This is a genomic window from Flavobacterium sp. HNIBRBA15423, from assembly GCF_052655965.1.
The window spans coordinates 4,282,260-4,299,722 of record NZ_CP199751.1 but is presented as its reverse complement, the minus strand read 5'-3'; the positions used below and the strand labels follow the sequence as shown (position 1 = coordinate 4,299,722).

At 30.5% G+C, this 17,463-nt stretch carries 16 protein-coding genes; 7 read left to right on the top strand and 9 right to left on the bottom strand.

Going from position 1 to position 17,463, the window contains the following annotated elements; all coding sequences use genetic code 11:
* The first annotated feature begins 224 nt into the window (after positions 1 to 224).
* The 3 genes from ACULEV_RS19060 (at position 225) to ACULEV_RS19050 (ending at position 3,014) form a co-directional block, all read left to right on the top strand.
* Positions 225 to 1,109 (top strand): hypothetical protein, encoded by an 885-nt coding sequence (locus tag ACULEV_RS19060; protein WP_445456640.1) that lies wholly within the window; start codon positions 225 to 227, stop codon positions 1,107 to 1,109.
* Between the two features lie 23 nt (positions 1,110 to 1,132).
* Complete coding sequence (locus tag ACULEV_RS19055; protein WP_445456639.1) at positions 1,133 to 2,095, top strand: fasciclin domain-containing protein; 963 nt, start codon at positions 1,133 to 1,135, stop codon at positions 2,093 to 2,095.
* Between the two features lie 118 nt (positions 2,096 to 2,213).
* Positions 2,214 to 3,014: a TIGR00266 family protein gene (locus tag ACULEV_RS19050; protein ID WP_445456638.1), complete on the top strand. Its 801-nt coding sequence runs from the start codon at positions 2,214 to 2,216 to the stop codon at positions 3,012 to 3,014.
* A gap of 68 nt (positions 3,015 to 3,082) precedes the next feature.
* Here ACULEV_RS19050 and ACULEV_RS19045 read toward each other — a convergent pair whose 3' ends face one another.
* The 8 genes from ACULEV_RS19045 to ACULEV_RS19010 all read right to left on the bottom strand — a co-directional run bounded on the left by ACULEV_RS19045 (position 3,083) and on the right by ACULEV_RS19010 (position 13,415).
* Positions 3,083 to 5,215, bottom strand: a complete 2,133-nt coding sequence (locus ACULEV_RS19045; protein ID WP_445456637.1) for a prolyl oligopeptidase family serine peptidase — start codon at positions 5,213 to 5,215, stop codon at positions 3,083 to 3,085.
* 112 nt (positions 5,216 to 5,327) lie between these two features.
* Positions 5,328 to 5,882 (bottom strand): type 1 periplasmic binding fold superfamily protein, encoded by a 555-nt coding sequence (locus tag ACULEV_RS19040; RefSeq protein WP_445456636.1) that lies wholly within the window; start codon positions 5,880 to 5,882, stop codon positions 5,328 to 5,330.
* 7 nt (positions 5,883 to 5,889) lie between these two features.
* Positions 5,890 to 8,268, bottom strand: coding sequence for a TonB-dependent receptor (locus ACULEV_RS19035; RefSeq protein WP_445456635.1), 2,379 nt, complete (start codon positions 8,266 to 8,268; stop codon positions 5,890 to 5,892).
* A 56-nt stretch (positions 8,269 to 8,324) separates the two neighbouring features.
* Positions 8,325 to 8,663, bottom strand: a complete 339-nt coding sequence (locus ACULEV_RS19030; RefSeq protein ID WP_445456634.1) for a hypothetical protein — start codon at positions 8,661 to 8,663, stop codon at positions 8,325 to 8,327.
* A gap of 91 nt (positions 8,664 to 8,754) precedes the next feature.
* Complete coding sequence (locus tag ACULEV_RS19025) at positions 8,755 to 9,744, bottom strand: aspartate-semialdehyde dehydrogenase (RefSeq protein WP_445456633.1); 990 nt, start codon at positions 9,742 to 9,744, stop codon at positions 8,755 to 8,757.
* A gap of 153 nt (positions 9,745 to 9,897) precedes the next feature.
* Positions 9,898 to 10,302: a large conductance mechanosensitive channel protein MscL gene (gene mscL, locus ACULEV_RS19020; RefSeq protein WP_445456632.1), complete on the bottom strand. Its 405-nt coding sequence runs from the start codon at positions 10,300 to 10,302 to the stop codon at positions 9,898 to 9,900.
* Positions 10,303 to 10,367: 65 nt separating this feature from the next.
* Entirely contained in the window at positions 10,368 to 12,812 is a 2,445-nt protein-coding gene (locus ACULEV_RS19015; RefSeq protein WP_445456631.1) for a bifunctional UDP-N-acetylmuramoyl-tripeptide:D-alanyl-D-alanine ligase/alanine racemase, read from the bottom strand.
* Positions 12,813 to 13,415 (bottom strand): thymidine kinase, encoded by a 603-nt coding sequence (locus ACULEV_RS19010; protein ID WP_140963913.1) that lies wholly within the window; start codon positions 13,413 to 13,415, stop codon positions 12,813 to 12,815.
* 102 nt (positions 13,416 to 13,517) lie between these two features.
* Between ACULEV_RS19010 and ACULEV_RS19005 the strand changes: the two genes are divergently transcribed.
* Both ACULEV_RS19005 and rsmI read left to right on the top strand, forming a co-directional pair.
* A complete protein-coding gene (locus ACULEV_RS19005; RefSeq protein ID WP_445456630.1) occupies positions 13,518 to 14,369 on the top strand; it encodes a hypothetical protein in 852 nt (283 codons plus the stop codon).
* A gap of 2 nt (positions 14,370 to 14,371) precedes the next feature.
* Positions 14,372 to 15,049, top strand: coding sequence for a 16S rRNA (cytidine(1402)-2'-O)-methyltransferase (gene rsmI / locus ACULEV_RS19000; RefSeq protein WP_445456629.1), 678 nt, complete (start codon positions 14,372 to 14,374; stop codon positions 15,047 to 15,049).
* Positions 15,050 to 15,162: 113 nt separating this feature from the next.
* On the opposite strand, the gene ACULEV_RS18995 is transcribed toward rsmI, so the two are convergent.
* Entirely contained in the window at positions 15,163 to 15,861 is a 699-nt protein-coding gene (locus ACULEV_RS18995; RefSeq protein ID WP_445456628.1) for an IS1 family transposase, read from the bottom strand.
* A gap of 88 nt (positions 15,862 to 15,949) precedes the next feature.
* On the opposite strand from ACULEV_RS18995, the gene ACULEV_RS18990 reads away from it, so the two are divergent.
* Both ACULEV_RS18990 and ACULEV_RS18985 read left to right on the top strand, forming a co-directional pair.
* A complete protein-coding gene (locus ACULEV_RS18990; RefSeq protein WP_445456627.1) occupies positions 15,950 to 16,477 on the top strand; it encodes a helix-turn-helix domain-containing protein in 528 nt (175 codons plus the stop codon).
* Positions 16,477 to 17,310, top strand: a complete 834-nt coding sequence (locus ACULEV_RS18985) for an IS3 family transposase (RefSeq protein WP_445456626.1) — start codon at positions 16,477 to 16,479, stop codon at positions 17,308 to 17,310. The genes ACULEV_RS18990 and ACULEV_RS18985 overlap by 1 nt, the downstream gene beginning before the upstream one ends.
* The last annotated feature ends 153 nt before the right edge of the window (positions 17,311 to 17,463 follow it).

The following is a 17,463-nucleotide window of genomic DNA, read 5'->3' as shown; positions in this document are numbered from 1 at the left end:
TGAACAATATATCAACAATTACAATATGGTAAGGATTAAATCAAATTTAAACATAATGAGTCCGATACAAAATCGAGCTTATCATTATCAAAATTAATTATAAATTCGTCTAAACTTTTGGATACAGTCTAAAATAGGTGCTTTTTATTTTTTTACTTTTTAAAACCATAATAAAGTTTTCTACGTAAGTGTGATAAAGTATAAAACTAAAACATTTAGATATTATGATTAAAAAGCAATTATTATTAATTTTAGCAGTAGTAACATTTGGATATGTTAACATAGTTTATTCTCAAAGTCCTATAAGTGGATTCATGCAAGGCAAAGGAAAGGGAAATGTTTCACTTTCTTACAGTTCAGAAAAGTATGATAAAGTGTATTTAGTACCTGAAGAAGTAGATGGAGTACCCATATTTAATGAAGTACAGATTTCAAGTACATCCTTGTATGCTACTTATGGAATAACTAATCAATTAGATGTCGTTTTGTCATTACCTTATATAATTGCAGAAGGAAGTGCATCTCAAGAGGTTTTAAGCAATTTAAATTATGAAAACAAAAGAAGCGGAGTTCAAGATGTTTCAGTTTTTATAAAATATAACCCATTTTATTTTGATTATGGATCTTCTTCTTTAAGATTAATTGGAGCTTTAGGTTTAAAAACTCCTTTGGGAGGTTATGAAGAAAACGAAGGTTTGCAATCTATTATCGCTATTGGTAATAGAAGTACAACTTTAAGCGCAATTGGACTTGCTATGTTTAAAATGAATTCTGGTCCTTTTGTCTCTGGACAATTTGGAGGAAGCTTAGCCTCAAATGATGTTCCAAATTCATATATATCGGAGCTTAAATTAGGATATGCTGCAAATAAATTCTACGGAGATGCTTATTTAGCTAATCAAACTTCAACAAGTGGTGTAGATATTTTAGGAGAAGGTTTTCAAGGTTTTTTTCCAGCTACAAAAGTAAATTATACAAAAATAGGCTTAAATCTTTATTCGCCCATTTACCAAGATTTTGGTTTAGCTACAGGTGTCAGTAGTCTAGTTGCTGGTAGAAATATTGGAAAAGCAACAGGGTTTTACGGTGCATTGGTTTACAAATTTTAATTACTAATTCTAAATTTAAGATAATGAAAAATATAAATATAAAAAGTACTTTATTAGCATGTACATTACTTGTAACATTAATTTCATGTGATAACGATTATGAATCTGAAACTCCTTCAATTGCTTCAATTGCAGTATCAAATTCAGCTTTTAGTACGCTTGAAGCTGCTGCAATTCAAGGTGGAGTTGCTGTGGTTTTGAGTAACAATAACCCTAATGATCCTTCAGGAAAGTATACTGTTTTTGCTCCTACAAATGATGCATTTGCTAAATTAGGTTTAGTAGATGGTGGGAGTTTAGGTGTTTTGCAAAATAGTTTTTTAACCAATACATTGTTGTACCACGTTTCAAATGGTAATTTATTTTCAAATCAAATTATAGATGGAGCCACATCTGCTTCTGCACTAGGAGTTAATAGACGCTTCATTGCTAGAGATAATGATATTTATATTAATGGATCTAAGATTATCTTAACTAATGTTCCTGCGAGTAATGGGACTGTTCATGCTATTGATAAAGTAATGATAGCTACAGGTGTTAATATTGTTGATTCGGCATTATTATTAAATGATGCAAAAGTATTTAAAACTCCCGAGTTGACTTTCTTGGTACAGGCTGTTGTAACATCAGGATTAGCTCCTGTTTTAGCTGATGAGAATAATACATTTACAATTTTCGCCCCAACAGATGCTGCTTTTAGAGCTGCAGGTTTTGCAACAGTACAAGAAGTAGCAGATGCTGATCCATCTTTTTTACAACAAGTTTTATTAAATCATGCAATTGCTGATGGTGGAACATTTACATCAGAACAATCAAGTACTACAGCAACTACAGCTGGAGGAAATACATTAACGTATAGTCCTTTTCAAAATGGAGTATTTACTATTTTAGGTAATAATAATACAGTTCCAGCAAATATGGTTATTCCTGACATTCAATGTTCTAATGGAGTTGTACATGTAATAGATAGAGTTTTACTGCCTTAATAAGTTTTTTTGAGTGAGAAGGTCCAGCAATTTGCTGGACTTTTTTATGTCTAAAAATAAATCCGTAACATTTTTTTAATGTTTTCGTCTAATTAGATATAACCAAAAAAATAAAATTATGCAAGCACACGAAATAGATTACCAAATTTTTGGTGAAGAAATGCAATATGTAGAAATTGAATTAGATCCACAAGAAGTTGTTGTGGCTGAAGCAGGTAGTTTCATGATGATGGATAACGGAATAAAAATGGAAACTATTTTTGGAGATGGAAGCAAACAAGAAGGAGGTATTTTTGGAAAGTTATTATCTGCAGGAAAACGTGTTTTAACAGGAGAAAGTTTGTTTATGACTGCTTATCAAAATATAGATTATGGAAAAAAGAAAGTTTCTTTTGCGTCACCATATCCAGGAAAAATAGTACCAATCGATTTGCAAAAATATGGTGGTAAGTTTGTTTGCCAAAAAGATGCTTTTTTATGTGCTGCAAAAGGGGTTTCAGTTGGAATTGATTTTTCAAGAAAACTAGGAAGAGGGCTATTTGGAGGAGAAGGGTTTATTATGCAAAAATTAGAAGGAGATGGAATGGCATTTGTTCATGCAGGAGGAACATTAGCAAGAAGAGAATTACAAGCGGGTGAAATATTAAAAGTTGACACTGGTTGTATTGTTGGGTTTACTAAAGATGTACAATATGATATTGAATTTGTAGGTGGAATAAAAAATACCATTTTTGGAGGTGAAGGTGTTTTCTTTGCTACACTAAGAGGACCTGGAATTGCTTATATTCAGTCACTACCTTTTAGTCGCTTAGCCGATAGGGTTTTACAAGCAGCTCCACAAATGGGAGGAAAAGACAAAGGAGAAGGAAGTTTATTGGGTGGTCTTGGTAGGATGTTAGATGGAGATAATAGATTTTAAAAAAGACATTTTTATACTAAAAAATCCTGCTTAATAAGCAGGATTTTTGTTTATATTGGGAATTTTAATTATTTTCTTAATTCTCTTACACCCATATTATACAAAGTAAAAGCTTGAATATCTACAAATTCTTGAATAATTGCACTTACAGATTTTCCTGCTCCATGTCCTGCATTTACATCAATTCTAATTAAAGTTGGGTTTGTGCCTGTTTGCTTTGCTTGTAATTCAGCTGCAAATTTAAAACTATGTGCTGGAACAACACGATCATCATGATCACCAGTGGTTATTAAAGTTGCTGGATATTTTGTACCAGTTTTTACATTATGAACAGGAGAATAGCCTTTTAAATAATCATACATTTCTTTGCTCTGTTCACTGGTTCCATAGTCATAAGCCCAACCCGCACCAGCAGTAAAGGTGTGATAACGTAACATATCTAAAACCCCAACACCAGGAATAGCTACTTTCATTAAATCGGGTCTTTGTGTCATAGTAGCACCCACTAATAAACCTCCATTTGAACGACCAGAAATTGCTAAATAATCCGATGAGGTATATTTTTCTTTTATTAAATATTCAGCCGCAGCAATAAAATCATCAAATACATTTTGCTTTTGCATTTGTGTTCCAGCATCATGCCATTTTTTACCATATTCACCACCACCTCTTAAATTTGGAACAGCATAAACACCTCCATTTTCTAACCAAACGGCATTAGCAACATTAAAACTAGGTGTCAGACTTATGTTGAAACCACCATAACCATAAAGCATAGTTGGATTTTTACCATTCAATTCTATCCCTTTTTTATAAGTAATAATCATTGGTACTTTTGTGCCATCTTTTGAAGTATAAAAAACCTGTTTTGACTCATAATTATCCGATTTGAAATCTACTTTTGGTTTTTGATACACTGTTGATTTTCCAGTTTTTGGATCATAAGAATAAATTGTTCCAGGTGTAATATAATTGGTAAACGAATAATACAAAATTGTTTCTTCTTTTTTACCACCAAAACCGCCTGCAGAACCTATTCCAGGTAATTCTATATCACGAACTAACTTGCCTTCATAATCATATTGTTTGATGTAAGAAACAGCATCTTTCATATATTCAGCAAAAATATATCCACCACCAGTTGCGGGAGATAACACATTTTCAGTTTCTGGAATAAAATCAATCCAATTTTCTTGTTTTGGATTTTTTAAATCGAAGGTAACGACACGTTGGTTAGGTGCTTCATAATCTGTTGAAACATAAAATTTAGTTCCTACATTATCAATGATAGTATTGTTGCTTTCAAAATTATCTATAATATTTATGATTGTTCCATTTTTCGACAAATCTTTATAGTATAATTCATTACCGGTTGTTGATGTAGAAGCTGAGATGATTAAATAATTTTCATCCTCAGTAACACCACCACTTACATATCTTCTTTTAAGTTTATCTCCAAAAATAATTTTATCTTCTTTTTGAGGAGTACCTAACTTATGGAAATATAACTTATGTTGGTCAGTTTTAGCAGAAAGTTCGCTTCCAGTGGGTTTATCATAACTAGAATAGTAAAACCCTTCGTTTTTGTACCAAGACATAGCACTAAATTTTACATCAACAATAGTATCACCAATGATTTCTTTAGTTTCTGTATTAATCACAATAACTTTTCTCCAATCGCTTCCTCCTTCAGAAATAGCATAAGCTGCTAAACTCCCATCTTTTGTGAAGTTTAAACCACCTAAAGAAGTAGTTCCATCTTTTGAAAAAGTATTTGGATCTAGGAATACTTCTTCTTTCCCAGAAGCATCTTTTCTATATAAAACAGATTGATTTTGTAAACCATCGTTTTTGTAAAAATAAGTATAATTTCCTTCTTTGAATGGTGCTGAAATTTTTTCATAATTCCACAATTTTTCCATTCTTTCTTTTAGTTTATTTCGAAAAGGAATTTTTTCTAAATACCCAAAAGTAACTTCATTTTCTGCTTTAACCCATGCTTTGGTTTCTTCACTATGATCGTCTTCTAACCATCGGTAAGGGTCTTGTAATTGTTCTCCAAAATAAGTGTCTGTTGTATCTACTTTTTTAGTTTCAGGATAGGTAACACTCATGTCTACTTCTTTCATTTCTTGTTTTTCTTCTTTTTTACAAGCTACTAATGTAGCAATTACAAAAAGAAAAGTAATCGATTTTTTCATTGGTTATGTTTTGGTTGGTTCACAAAAATAAGGAATTGAAATGTTAAGTAATGTTAAAAAAAATACTCCATCTTAATTAGAATGGAGTATTTTTAGTTGGTGTTTTTAAAAATTAATCTACCACTGTTATTGAAAATGTTTCTTCAGTATCTGTAGAGCCACCAGCATTTGTAATGTCACCATCTGCAACTCCACTAGCTGATTTGTTTGGCAAATGTTTTAATGTTACTGTCAAATCACCTGTAGAGGCAGTTCCTGCTACTAATGTAAACTCTATTCCTATTGGGTTCCCATCTGCATCAACATCATCATAAGTTACAGTACCTATATTAGAAGCTAATTGATAAAAAATTTGATGATCTTTTCCTTCTTCTTCGACTTCTTCTGTTATATCTTCAGCAGGATTTGTTAATTCATTCAGAAAACTTGTTGTTCCTAAATAAGTTGTTCCTGCTACTAAATTTCCTGAAACTGTAACTTCTGGATCATTTGGCCCATCTCCATCTAAATCTTTAGATACTAAAGTTATGGTTTGTCCTCCTCCCGTTAATGTTACGCTTATTGTTGTAATTACTTCTTCTTCATTTACTGGTGCATCATCGTTGTTACAAGCTGAAAAGCTAATTAATAATAAAGCTGAAACTGAAACTGATTTTAAATTTTTCATGATTGTTTTAATAATTAAATTTGAATTGAATTTGAATATTTCTACCTATTTCGTCAACAAAAAAGCGTTGACGATTTAAGTAATCACGATACGTTGTGTTAAACATATTTTGAACTGAGAACGATGCTGTTAAGCTGTTTTTTTTATTTACTTTAAAAGTCATTTCACTATAAAAATGCAATAAATGATATCCTTTTGGAGGCGAACTTATATCTACTAAAACAGGTGTTAAAGTATTATCGACAATAATATTGGTTTCAAAATTGTAGTTTGGATACTGATTTTGACGAAAAACTAATTCGCTTTTAAACTCGGTAATTAAATTAAACCACGACTCATTTTTATATTGTATTTTATTGTTCCAAACAAATGGAGGCATATCAATTAAAGAGTCATCAGTAGAAATATTTTTACCATTTACATAGGCTAAACTGGATTCGTGAGAAAAGCGTTCCGACATATTCCATTTTGTATTCAAATCGATACCTGTCAATAATGCTTCTGTTTGTTTGAAATCCCAAACTGGGAAAGCGCCTCGAATAGTAGTTTCAAAACCTACAGGCTGTAAATAGATAAAATTTGAAATACGATTTATAAAAGGATTTATTTCCATTACAAATGTTTGCCATTGTTTCTTTAAAGTGGTGTTCAATTTAAAGGATTGTTCTTTTTTAAGATTTAAATCTCCTATTTCTATTTGACCTGTAGAATGATGTAATCCATCACTAAACAATTCGGAAGGATTTGGATTTCTTGACGCTAAACTCATGTTTACAAACCATTCTATTTCATGATGGAATTGCTTTCTAAAACCAATATTTACAGATATATTATGATACTGAAACTTTGGTTTGGTAAGCCATTGAATACCTTCTTCACCTACAATAAAAGAGCTAAAAGTTGAATCATAATTACGTTCTTCCCATCTTGACTTATAATAATACTTAGTGGCTTCGATGGAAGAAAAATCATAACGTAAACCCGTTTCTAACGCGCTAGAATTGTCATACTTATAAACGGCTATTCCATAAATACCAGCATCTAGCTTTTCATAACTAGGAATTAAGGGACGAACACCAGTTTGAGGATTTGCAAAATTATTTTGATAACCAAGATTGATACCTGATTTTAATTTCCAATTTCCAAAAGAGGTGTTATAATCACTTAATAAAGTATGTGTTGCTAATTGTAAATCCAAAGCTGCTTTGTCATTTGCATTACTTCTTCTAATATCAAACTCTAATCGATTGTTGAATTGGAAAGCATACTGAACATCCAATGCAGAATTGTTGTTTAACCATCTTTTGTAATTCAATTTAGCAAGATGGTGTTGAACTTCTTGTTTTGGAGCTGAAATAGTATAAGTAAACGGTCTAATAACACTTGGAACTTGATTTTTTATAGAATTATATAAATCATTAATGTTGCCAATGTGTGAAGCTTTAATAATCCCAATTTGTGCATTATAAAAACTGTACATTGCAGTAAGATTATAATTTTCTTTTGCATATTGAATACTACCAGAAACATTTTGTTCACGATTTCCAGAATTTGATAAGATATAATCTGGAGTTTCTCTATCGCCTAAATATTTGTATGTTCCAATTAAGTTCCAACTCCAACCATATAGATTTCCTTTGTGAATTGAAGAACTTAAACTTCCACCTCTACCATTTGAATCTAAATTTAAAATAGTTTTACCTATTAAAGTATCTTTTTTAATTAATTCAGGTTCAATAACTACAATTCCTCCTATTGCATCACCACCATATTGTAATGATGAAGCCCCTTTTATAACAGTAATTTTTCCAGCTGTATTCACATCAAAATTTGGAGCATGTTCAGTTCCCCATTGCTGATCTTCTAGACGCACATTGTTATTAATAATTGGTACTCGACTACTATGTAAACCATTAATAACAGGTTTTACAATCGTACTTCCAGTTTTTAGAATAGATACACCAGAAACTTCTTTTAAAGCATCTCCTAACGTTTTATTACTATATTTTTCTATTGTTTGTGCAGTAATTATTTGTTCATTACTACTTTCAGTTTTCGAATTTTTAGCCTGCAAAACTATAGTTTCATCTAATTTAGTAATACTCAATACTAATCTAAAATTTAATACTGTATCCTTATCAATTGTTATAGTTTCTGTTATTGATTCGTAACCAATATAAGAAATATAAATTTTTTGTTTCCCTTTTGGAATATTGTTCAAAAAGTAATTGCCATCAACAGTTGATGTTGTTGCTTTATTGCCTATGTGAACATGTGTGTCTCTTAATGGAATATTATTTTCATCGGTTATTATTCCATTTATAGAATATTGACCAAAGCTAAAATAAGAAACCAAAAAGAAAAGTAAGATTAATTTGAATCGCATTTTCTTAGTTTTAAATAAAAACACAACGTATCATTTATTTTGATACTTGTACTATTTTAAACCAAGTATGGAGGACCTCTTAAATCAAAAGAGTTTATATTAATTGAAGTACAATTTTCCTTAGAATTAAATTTATATGGAATTTCTTTAAAAGGAAAGAAAAATGAATATGTGAAATTTTCAGGAGAAAGAAAACTGGCAAATTTAAAATCACAAGTATGACAATCTTGTTTTTCAGTAATTGTTTTTGAAAAAGTAGTATTTGTTTTTTGTAGGGTAACAATTTCTTTTTCAGTGTGATTATGTTGAAGGAAAATATGCAATGATTGATAGCTAACAGCTAAAACAACTGAAAGCATAAGTACAAAATTTAATATTGCAATTTTTTTCTTCATAAAAAACAAATATAGGAAGTTTATTTGTTTTAAAAACAAAAGAGTATCTAAAATTGATACTCTTTTAACTATTGTTCTTAATAATACAATCTTAAACTAAATTATTTGCAATCAAATACTCTGCAATCTGAATCGTATTTGTTGCGGCACCTTTTCTTAAGTTATCTGCTACAATCCATAAGTTTAAAGTATTTGGTTGGCTTTCATCTCTACGGATTCTCCCCACAAAAACATCATCTTTTCCTTCTGCATATAAAGGCATTGGATAGGTAAAAGTGTCTAAATTATCTTGAACTGTAACTCCTGGAGTATTGTGTAAGAGTTGTCTAATTTCTGAAACATCAAAATCATTTTCAAACTGAACATTGACCGCTTCACTATGACCACCTACTACGGGAATACGAATAGCTGTAGCTGTTACGGCTATTGTTTTATCATTCAATATTTTTTGAGTTTCACGAACTAATTTCATTTCTTCTTTTGTATAGCCATTGTTTTCAAAAATATCACACTGTGGAATTGCATTTCGGTGTATTTGATATTTGTAAGCCATATCCCCTTTTGTACCAGCATATTCATTTTCTAATTGTTGAACTGCTTTTACACCAGTTCCTGTTATAGATTGATAGGTGGATACAACAACTCGTTTTATTTTATATTTTGCATGAAGAGGAGCCAAAGCCATTACCATTTGAATGGTGGAACAATTTGGGTTAGCTATTATTTTATCTTCTTTGGTTAATACCATTGCATTAATTTCTGGAACTACTAGTTTTTTAGTAGCATCCATTCGCCAAGCAGAAGAATTATCTATAACAGTTGTTCCTACTTCAGCAAATTTTGGTGCCCAAGTTAATGACGTTTCTCCACCAGCAGAAAACACAGCAATTTGAGGTTTCATGTCAACTGCTGTTTGTAAACCAACAACTTTATAGGTTTTGCCATTCCATTCTACTTCTTTTCCAACAGATTTTTCTGAAGCTACGAGGATTAATTCGGTTACAGGAAAATTTCTTTCTTTTAATACTTTTAGCATTATTTCGCCTACCATTCCGGTAGCACCTACTACAGCTACTTTCATTATTTGTAAATTTAGTAGTGCAAAAATATACAATAAAATTGGTACAATATATAGAAAATAAAAAATTCACAAAACTTTATAAATATAACTTTTTTTTAAAAAAGAACCCCGATATTTCGGGGTTTAGTTAGAATATATAGTATAGCGGATTATCTATTTTTTTAATAAATCTCTAATTTGGATTAGTAATTCCTCTTGTGTAGGTCCAGCTGGTGGAACAGGAGCAACAACTTCCTCTTTTTTCTTTAAAGCATTTACACCTTTAACAATCATAAACATTACAAAGGCAACAATGATAAAGTCGATAACATTAGTTAAAAATTCACCCCATAAAACAGCTACTTCACCTTCAATTACTCCTTCTGCATTAGTAACTCCTTTGTGAATTACATATTTTAAATCTTTAAAGTCAGATTTGAAAATTAAACCAATTAATGGAGAAACAATACCTCCAGTGAAAGCAGAAACTACCTTGTTAAAAGCAGCACCCATAACGAAACCTATTCCTATATCGATAAGGTTTCCTTTCATTGCAAATTCCTTAAATTCCTTTAACATGATTCTTTTATAATTTAGTTAACTTAATATGCATTGCTAATTTACTAAAAAAAGTAATATTTCTTTTAGTTTTTATAAAAAATGCGTTTTACTCGTTGTGAAATTCCAGTTAGTATTTCGTAAGCAATTGTATGGGTTATATTTGCAATTTCATTAACAGTTGGCTTTTCTCCAAAAATTATTACTTCATCACCAGCCATACAATTAATTGTAGTTACATTTACCATTAGCATATCCATACAGATATTTCCTAAAATAGTTGCTTTTTGGTTATTAATCATGACATAACCTTTTTCATTTCCCCATGCTCTTCTAATACCATCTGCATAACCAATAGGTATTGTTGCTACTCTTATTTCCTTATTAACCATAAATTTTCGGCTATAACCAATGCTTTCTCCTTCAATAACCACCCTAATTTGTGAAATGACACTTTTTAATGTACTTACATTTTGGAGATTGTTATTCTCTATTTCAGAATTACCTACACCATATAAACCAATTCCTAATCGTACCATTTCTAATTGCATTTCTTTGCCATAATTAAAAATACCAGATGTGTTTAAAATATGACGAATAGGTTTTATACCTAATTCTGAAATTAATTTTTCTGAATAACGATTAAAACGATCAAATTGTTTCTGAGTAAAATCTTTGAAATTGCTGTCATCTGAAGCAGATAGATGAGAAAACACACTTTTTACGTGTACAAAATTATTGTTTTTTAAAAGAGAAATTAATGTTTCAATCTCATTTTCTTCAAACCCTAGACGATGCATACCTGTATCTAATTTGATATGAATCGGATACGAATTTATATTTTTTTGTTGAGTTAATTGCAAAAAAGCTTTTAAACCAGTAATAGAATAAATTTCAGGTTCTAAATCATAAGCAATCATAGCATTAAAACTACTATTTTCTGGATTTAAAACCATAATTGGTAAGGTAATACCAGCTTTTCTAAGCTCTATACCTTCATCTGCAAAAGCAACACCCAAATAATCAATTGCATTGTGTTCTAGTAATTTAGCTATTTCAAAACCACCATTTCCATAACCAAAAGCTTTAACCATAACCATAACTTTTGTACTAGGTTGTAATTTAGATTTATAGAAATTGAGATTATGTGTAATGGCATCTAAATTAATTTCAAGAACCGTTTCATGATTTTTTTCTTCTAGTAAAACTACAATTTCATCAAAATTAAAACTTCTAGCTCCTTTAATAAGAATGGTTTCGTTTTGAAAAGATTGTGTATTAAACTGTTTTAGAAAATCAGGTGTAGAATTAAAAGAAATTACGTTTGCTAATTCTGATAAATATTTAGAAATAGTTTCACCAATAACTATGATTCTATCAATTTTATTATTTTGGATAGCCAAAGCAACTTTTTCATATAATTTTTCAATGGGTAAACCGCCCTGAAAAATATCAGATAAAATAATAGTCTTTTTGGGGTGTAGTTTTTGTTGTTCTAGAAAATCCAAAGCAATTTTCAAAGATTGGTAATCCGAAGAATAGGAATCGTCAATTAAAATACAATTATTAATTCCTTTTTTGGCTTGTAATCTAATTTCAACAGGATATAAATTCTTAATTCTATTAGCTATAATACTTGTATCAACTTTTAAATATAATAAAGCAGCTACACAAGTCATAACATTAGTAATAGCAACTGAGTCTTGAAAAGGGATTTCTATCTGAAAAGAATTTGAATTGTAAGTGACTAATAGAATGGTTATACCGTTTTTTTGTTCTTTAATGATACCAAATACAGTAGCATTTTTATCAGTAAAACTCCAATTAAAAATAGCAGATTGAATATGTTTTTCAATAGCATCATTTTTTTGAAGAATCACAACCTCACAATTTGTAAAGAGTTGTGTTTTTTCAATAATTTTTTCTTCTGAGTTGGTAAAACCATCATCATGTGCAGTTCCAATATGAGTAAAAACACCTATTGTTGGTTTTATTATGCTTTCTAAATGCAACATTTCATCTTTTTGTGAAATACCAGCTTCAAAAATTCCTAAGTTGTGATTCTCATTGGTGCCAAAAATAGATAATGGAACACCTACTTGAGAGTTATAACTCTTCGGACTTCTTACGATAGAATAATCAGGACTTAAAAGATAATTAAGCCATTCTTTTACAATCGTTTTTCCGTTACTTCCAGTAATTCCTATAACAGGAAAATCAAACAAGCTTCTGTAATATTTTGCGGTTTCTTGTAAAGCAATAGTTGTATTGTCAACAATTAAAAAGGAAGCTTTATCAATACAGTTTTCAGGTATATTTTCTACTACAAAATAACGAACCCCTTTCCGAATAAGTTGCTCAATATAGTGGTGACCATCATGATTTTGCCCTTTTAGAGCAAAAAACAAAGTACCTGTATTATTCTGTAAAGAACGACTGTCTATAGATATGTTTTCTATAATAAAATCGTCAAATGAGCCAAGAGGTTTAGCGTGAATGAAAGATATAATATTTTTAATAGCAAAAGTCACTTATTCTTTTTCTTTAGCCTCTTTGTTTTCTTTTAATGCCTTATAAAAAGCCGCACGACTTAAAGGTTCATATTCTTCTGTTTCACCTAATAAAACCAGCTTTTCATCTAGTGATTTTCTAAAACTATAGTTAGCTAAATTTCCAGTTCTAGTACATACAGCGTGAACTTTAGTCACATATTCGGCTGTAGCCATTAGATTAGGCATGGGGCCAAAAGGATTGCCTTTAAAATCCATATCCAAGCCAGCAACAATAACTCGAATGCCACTATTGGCTAAGTCATTACAGACAGACACAATCTCATCATCAAAAAATTGCGCTTCATCTATACCTACCACATCACAACCTTGTGCAAGAATACGAATGTTTCCGGCAACTGGTACAGGTGTAGATCGTATTTCATTTGCATCATGAGACACTACCATTTCATCATGATAGCGAGTATCAACTTCGGGTTTAAAAATCTCTACTTTTTGTTTGGCAAATTGGGCTCTTTTCAAACGTCTAATTAATTCTTCTGTTTTGCCTGAAAACATCGACCCGCAGATAACTTCTATCCAGCCAAATTGTTCAGATTGATTTACTGTATTTTCTAGAAACATTTTGTTTTTTTCAGTCGATTAATAGTATTTTCTGCTATTTTTGTAATTGGAACAAATTTATTAAAAAACCATCCATATATTCAATTTCTATTCTATAAAGTTATGAAGAAAAAGTTAGATGCCGAATTAATTAGTATTGCTCATCGTGTTTTAAAACTAAAAAATCGTTCAGAAACGAAACAATTGCAAGAAGAAGCTAAAAAATTATATGAGCAATTAACCATATTGCGTTTTTATGAAGAAAACTTTGAAGCACTAAAAGAAGAGATTTCGCAGGAAGAAATAGAAGCTAAATTAGAAAACCCAAATGTTCAATTTGAAACCGAAAAAAAAGAAATACAAGTTGAAGAACCAAAACAACAAACACTTCCTGTAGCAGAAGAAACAGAAGAAGAACCTATTTTTAAAGAAGAAGATAGTAAAGAAAATGAAATTCAAGAGCAACCTGCTTTATTTGATGGTGTTTTAATTGATGACTATAAAGACGTAAATTTTGTTAAGGTAGAAGAAGTCCCAAAAGAAGTGGAAAAAGCAACTGAAGTTTCATTTGATAAAGTAGAAGTTACAGCATCTGTTATTGAACCAGAAGAAAGCACTGAAAACACTACTGAAGATGTTGTGGAAGAAATAGAACCTCAAGAAATTCAACCAGAAACTGTGGTGGAGTTGAAAAAAGAGATTATAGAAGAAGAACCTAGAACTATGTCTTTAAACGATAAGTTGACAAGAGGAATTTCTTTTGGATTAAATGACCGTATTGCATTTGAAAAGAAATTATTTGGCGGAAGTGCTCAGGATTTTAATCGTGTGTTGTCGCAGTTAAATACTTTTGACTCATTTGATGAAGCAAAAGGATTCATAGATGATTTTGTAAAACCAGATTATAACAATTGGGACGGAAAAGAAGAATATGAAACCCGTTTCTTAGAAATTGTAGAGCGAAAGTTTAATTAATTATGGGAAAACTATTTCTAGTTCCAACGCCTATAGGTAATCTCGAAGACATGACTTTTAGAGCTATTAAAGTTTTAAAAGAAGTCGATTTAATACTAGCAGAAGATACACGTAATAGTGGAAAATTGCTAAAGCATTTCGAAATCATGACGCAAATGCATAGTCATCATATGCATAACGAACACAAAACAGTTGAGAATTTAATAAAACGCTTACAAGCTGGAGAAACTATCGCTTTAATTAGCGATGCAGGCACACCAGCCATTTCAGATCCTGGCTTTTTGTTAACAAGAGCTTGTGTAGAAAATGGAGTAGAAGTAGAATGTTTACCTGGAGCAACCGCTTTTGTACCAGCTTTAGTGAATAGTGGTTTACCCAATGATAAATTTGTTTTTGAAGGCTTTTTGCCTGATAAAAAAGGAAGACAAACCCGTTTTTTAGCCTTAACAGAAGAAACCCGAACCATAATTTTCTACGTTTCTCCACATAAATTAAACAAAACTCTAGCCGAATTCATACAGTACTTTGGAGTAGACAGACGCGTTTCTGTGTCTCGTGAATTATCTAAATTACATGAAGAAACCATTCGTGGAACCGCTGAAGAAGTCTTGCAACACTTTGAAAACAAGCCTGCTAAAGGGGAAATTGTAGTTTGTGTAGCTGGAAAGAGTTTGAAGTAATTTTGTTATTTGGAAGGATGCTTTTCTATCTTTAGTTAAAGTATACCAATGGAATCGTGATGTATAGAAAATCAAACAAAAATGATACAATAATTGGCAACAATTAGAAGTTTTTAAGCCCAAAAATAAATACGTAAAACACATTGTAAAAGAATAAAACTTCTGCTAAAACAAATGGTTTTTCGCTGCAATCGTTTTAAGTGAGTTCGCATAGTAAGATTATTTCTTTCAATTTGATTAGTGCCAAAACGCTTTACTTTATGAATTACTGAATTTATTAAAGATTTATAATGCACTAAACCATCTGTATAGATGCTTTTAGGAGAAGAAAGCAATAACGAATTAGTAACATATTGAATGGTTCGTTTTGACCTTCTTCCTAAACTGAAACTAACAATTCGCTTGGTTTTTCTTTCTAATGCATACACAATCCACATCGGTTTGTCTTTACGTTTTAAATAGCAACGCATTTCATCTACTTCATAAATCTTATTCTTATAGAAAATAGGATTAGGAATCTTTTTTGCAATAGCAATAATTCTTTTCAAAACAGTAGTAGTTGAAATTTGTAATATTCTTGCTGTGCTTCTTATTCCTAGACCTTCTTTTATAAATTGAATAATTTTAGCATTTGTATTTAGTTTATAGGCTTTGTAACAATAAAAATTGATGCATCTCTTACAACAATTTTTGCAATAAAACTGTTGCTTTTTATTTTTGGTAAACCCATTTTTGACTAAGTTTTTAGTATTACAATGAGGACAAATTCTTGCATCACTAATTCTAATACACGAGGGCGACTTTTTTACCATTTTCTTCGTTTTAAGACATTATATAACACAAAAAGGAACGCAAATTGCACAGCCCCCAAAAAGTTAGACACTATTTGGGGGTATTTTTATGGAAAGAAAAGTCAAGTATGATTATGCATTTAAACTAGAATGCGTAAAATTAGTTTTAGAAGAACATTTTTCTTGTGAATATGTTTCTAATCTAAAAGGATTGAATAAATCCAATGTTTGGAGATGGGTGAATTTTTACAAAGAGTTTGGTGCATCTGGTTTATTACCTAGACAAAACAGAAATTACTCTATTGTATATAAACTACAAGTTTTACAATCCATCAAGAGCGATTATTTATCCTTGAGTGAAGCTTGTTTGAAATTTAACATCACTTCAGAATCAGTTATTATCAAATGGCAACGAGATTTTGCTAATTTTGGAGTAGAAGGCTTACAGCCTAAACCTAAAGGTAGACTAAAATCTATGAGCAATTATAAACGTAAAAAACGTAAATCAGATAAACCTTTAACAAGGGAAGAAGAACTTTTACAAGAGAACGAATCCTTACGTTGTCAAATTGATATTTTAAAAAAGTTACATGCCTTAATTCAAGCCGAAGAGAAAGCCAAAAGGCACAAGTCATAATGGAATTAAGGCATAAATATGACTTAAAAATACTTTTAGACCAAGTAAATATGGCTAGAAGTAGTTTTTATTATCATCAAAAACAGAACAAATTATCTGACAAGTACAAAGAAATTAAGAAATTAATCAAATCTATTTATCACAAACACAAAGGCAGGTATGGTTATCGAAGAATAACTGAAGAACTCCATAATAATGCACTAATAATCAATCACAAAACAGTTTTAAGATTAATGAGGTTATTAGGATTAAAAAGTATTATTAGAGTCAAAAAATATAGATCATACAAAGGAGAACATGGTAAAATAGCTCCTAACATTATAGAACGTAATTTTAAAGCAACAGCACCTAACCAAAAGTGGGTGACAGATATAACGGAGTTCAATGTATCAGGAAAGAAATTGTATTTATCACCTATAATGGATTTGTTCAATCAAGAAATAGTTAGTTACGAATTATCAGAGCGACCAGTGTTTAATCAAGTAGTGACAATGCTCAAAAAAGCATTTAAGAAAGTATACAATACTAGCAATCTCATATTACATTCAGACCAAGGTTGGCAATATCAAATGAAACATTATCAGCATTTATTAAAACAAAAAGGAATTATTCAAAGTATGTCACGAAAAGGAAATTGTTTAGATAATGCAATTATTGAAAATTTCTTTGGAACACTTAAATCTGAACTTTTTTATATAAAAAAGTTCAGTAGTATTGATCAATTAAAAAAAGAAATAAAGCAATATATAAACTACTATAACAACGAAAGAATCAAGTCTAATTTAAAAGGAATGAGCCCGATAAAATATCGAGCTCATTATTATCAAAATTAAGTTTAAATTTGTCTAAACTTTTGGGGGAAGTCTATACTTGCGTTCCTTTTCTATGCATTTTTTTAATTAAATTTTAATTTTCAATTGGTTAGCTTGTGTGAAAAGGGTTGTCACTAACTTTGAAACATTACCGGTATAGTTAAAACTTATAAA

Coding starts and splice junctions, on each gene's coding strand:
- ACULEV_RS19025 (WP_445456633.1), bottom strand. CDS start 9,744: ATGAAAGTAGCTGTAGTAGGTGCTACCGGAATGGTAGGCGAAATAATG.
- ACULEV_RS18995 (WP_445456628.1), bottom strand. CDS start 15,861: ATGGTAAAAAAGTCGCCCTCGTGTATTAGAATTAGTGATGCAAGAATT.
- ACULEV_RS19040 (WP_445456636.1), bottom strand. CDS start 5,882: ATGAAAAATTTAAAATCAGTTTCAGTTTCAGCTTTATTATTAATTAGC.
- rsmI (WP_445456629.1), top strand. CDS start 14,372: ATGGGAAAACTATTTCTAGTTCCAACGCCTATAGGTAATCTCGAAGAC.
- ACULEV_RS19035 (WP_445456635.1), bottom strand. CDS start 8,268: ATGCGATTCAAATTAATCTTACTTTTCTTTTTGGTTTCTTATTTTAGC.
- ACULEV_RS19010 (WP_140963913.1), bottom strand. CDS start 13,415: ATGTTTCTAGAAAATACAGTAAATCAATCTGAACAATTTGGCTGGATA.
- ACULEV_RS18985 (WP_445456626.1), top strand. CDS start 16,477: ATGGAATTAAGGCATAAATATGACTTAAAAATACTTTTAGACCAAGTA.
- ACULEV_RS19030 (WP_445456634.1), bottom strand. CDS start 8,663: ATGAAGAAAAAAATTGCAATATTAAATTTTGTACTTATGCTTTCAGTT.
- ACULEV_RS19060 (WP_445456640.1), top strand. CDS start 225: ATGATTAAAAAGCAATTATTATTAATTTTAGCAGTAGTAACATTTGGA.
- ACULEV_RS19050 (WP_445456638.1), top strand. CDS start 2,214: ATGCAAGCACACGAAATAGATTACCAAATTTTTGGTGAAGAAATGCAA.
- ACULEV_RS19005 (WP_445456630.1), top strand. CDS start 13,518: ATGAAGAAAAAGTTAGATGCCGAATTAATTAGTATTGCTCATCGTGTT.
- ACULEV_RS19055 (WP_445456639.1), top strand. CDS start 1,133: ATGAAAAATATAAATATAAAAAGTACTTTATTAGCATGTACATTACTT.
- mscL (WP_445456632.1), bottom strand. CDS start 10,302: ATGTTAAAGGAATTTAAGGAATTTGCAATGAAAGGAAACCTTATCGAT.
- ACULEV_RS18990 (WP_445456627.1), top strand. CDS start 15,950: ATGGAAAGAAAAGTCAAGTATGATTATGCATTTAAACTAGAATGCGTA.
- ACULEV_RS19045 (WP_445456637.1), bottom strand. CDS start 5,215: ATGAAAAAATCGATTACTTTTCTTTTTGTAATTGCTACATTAGTAGCT.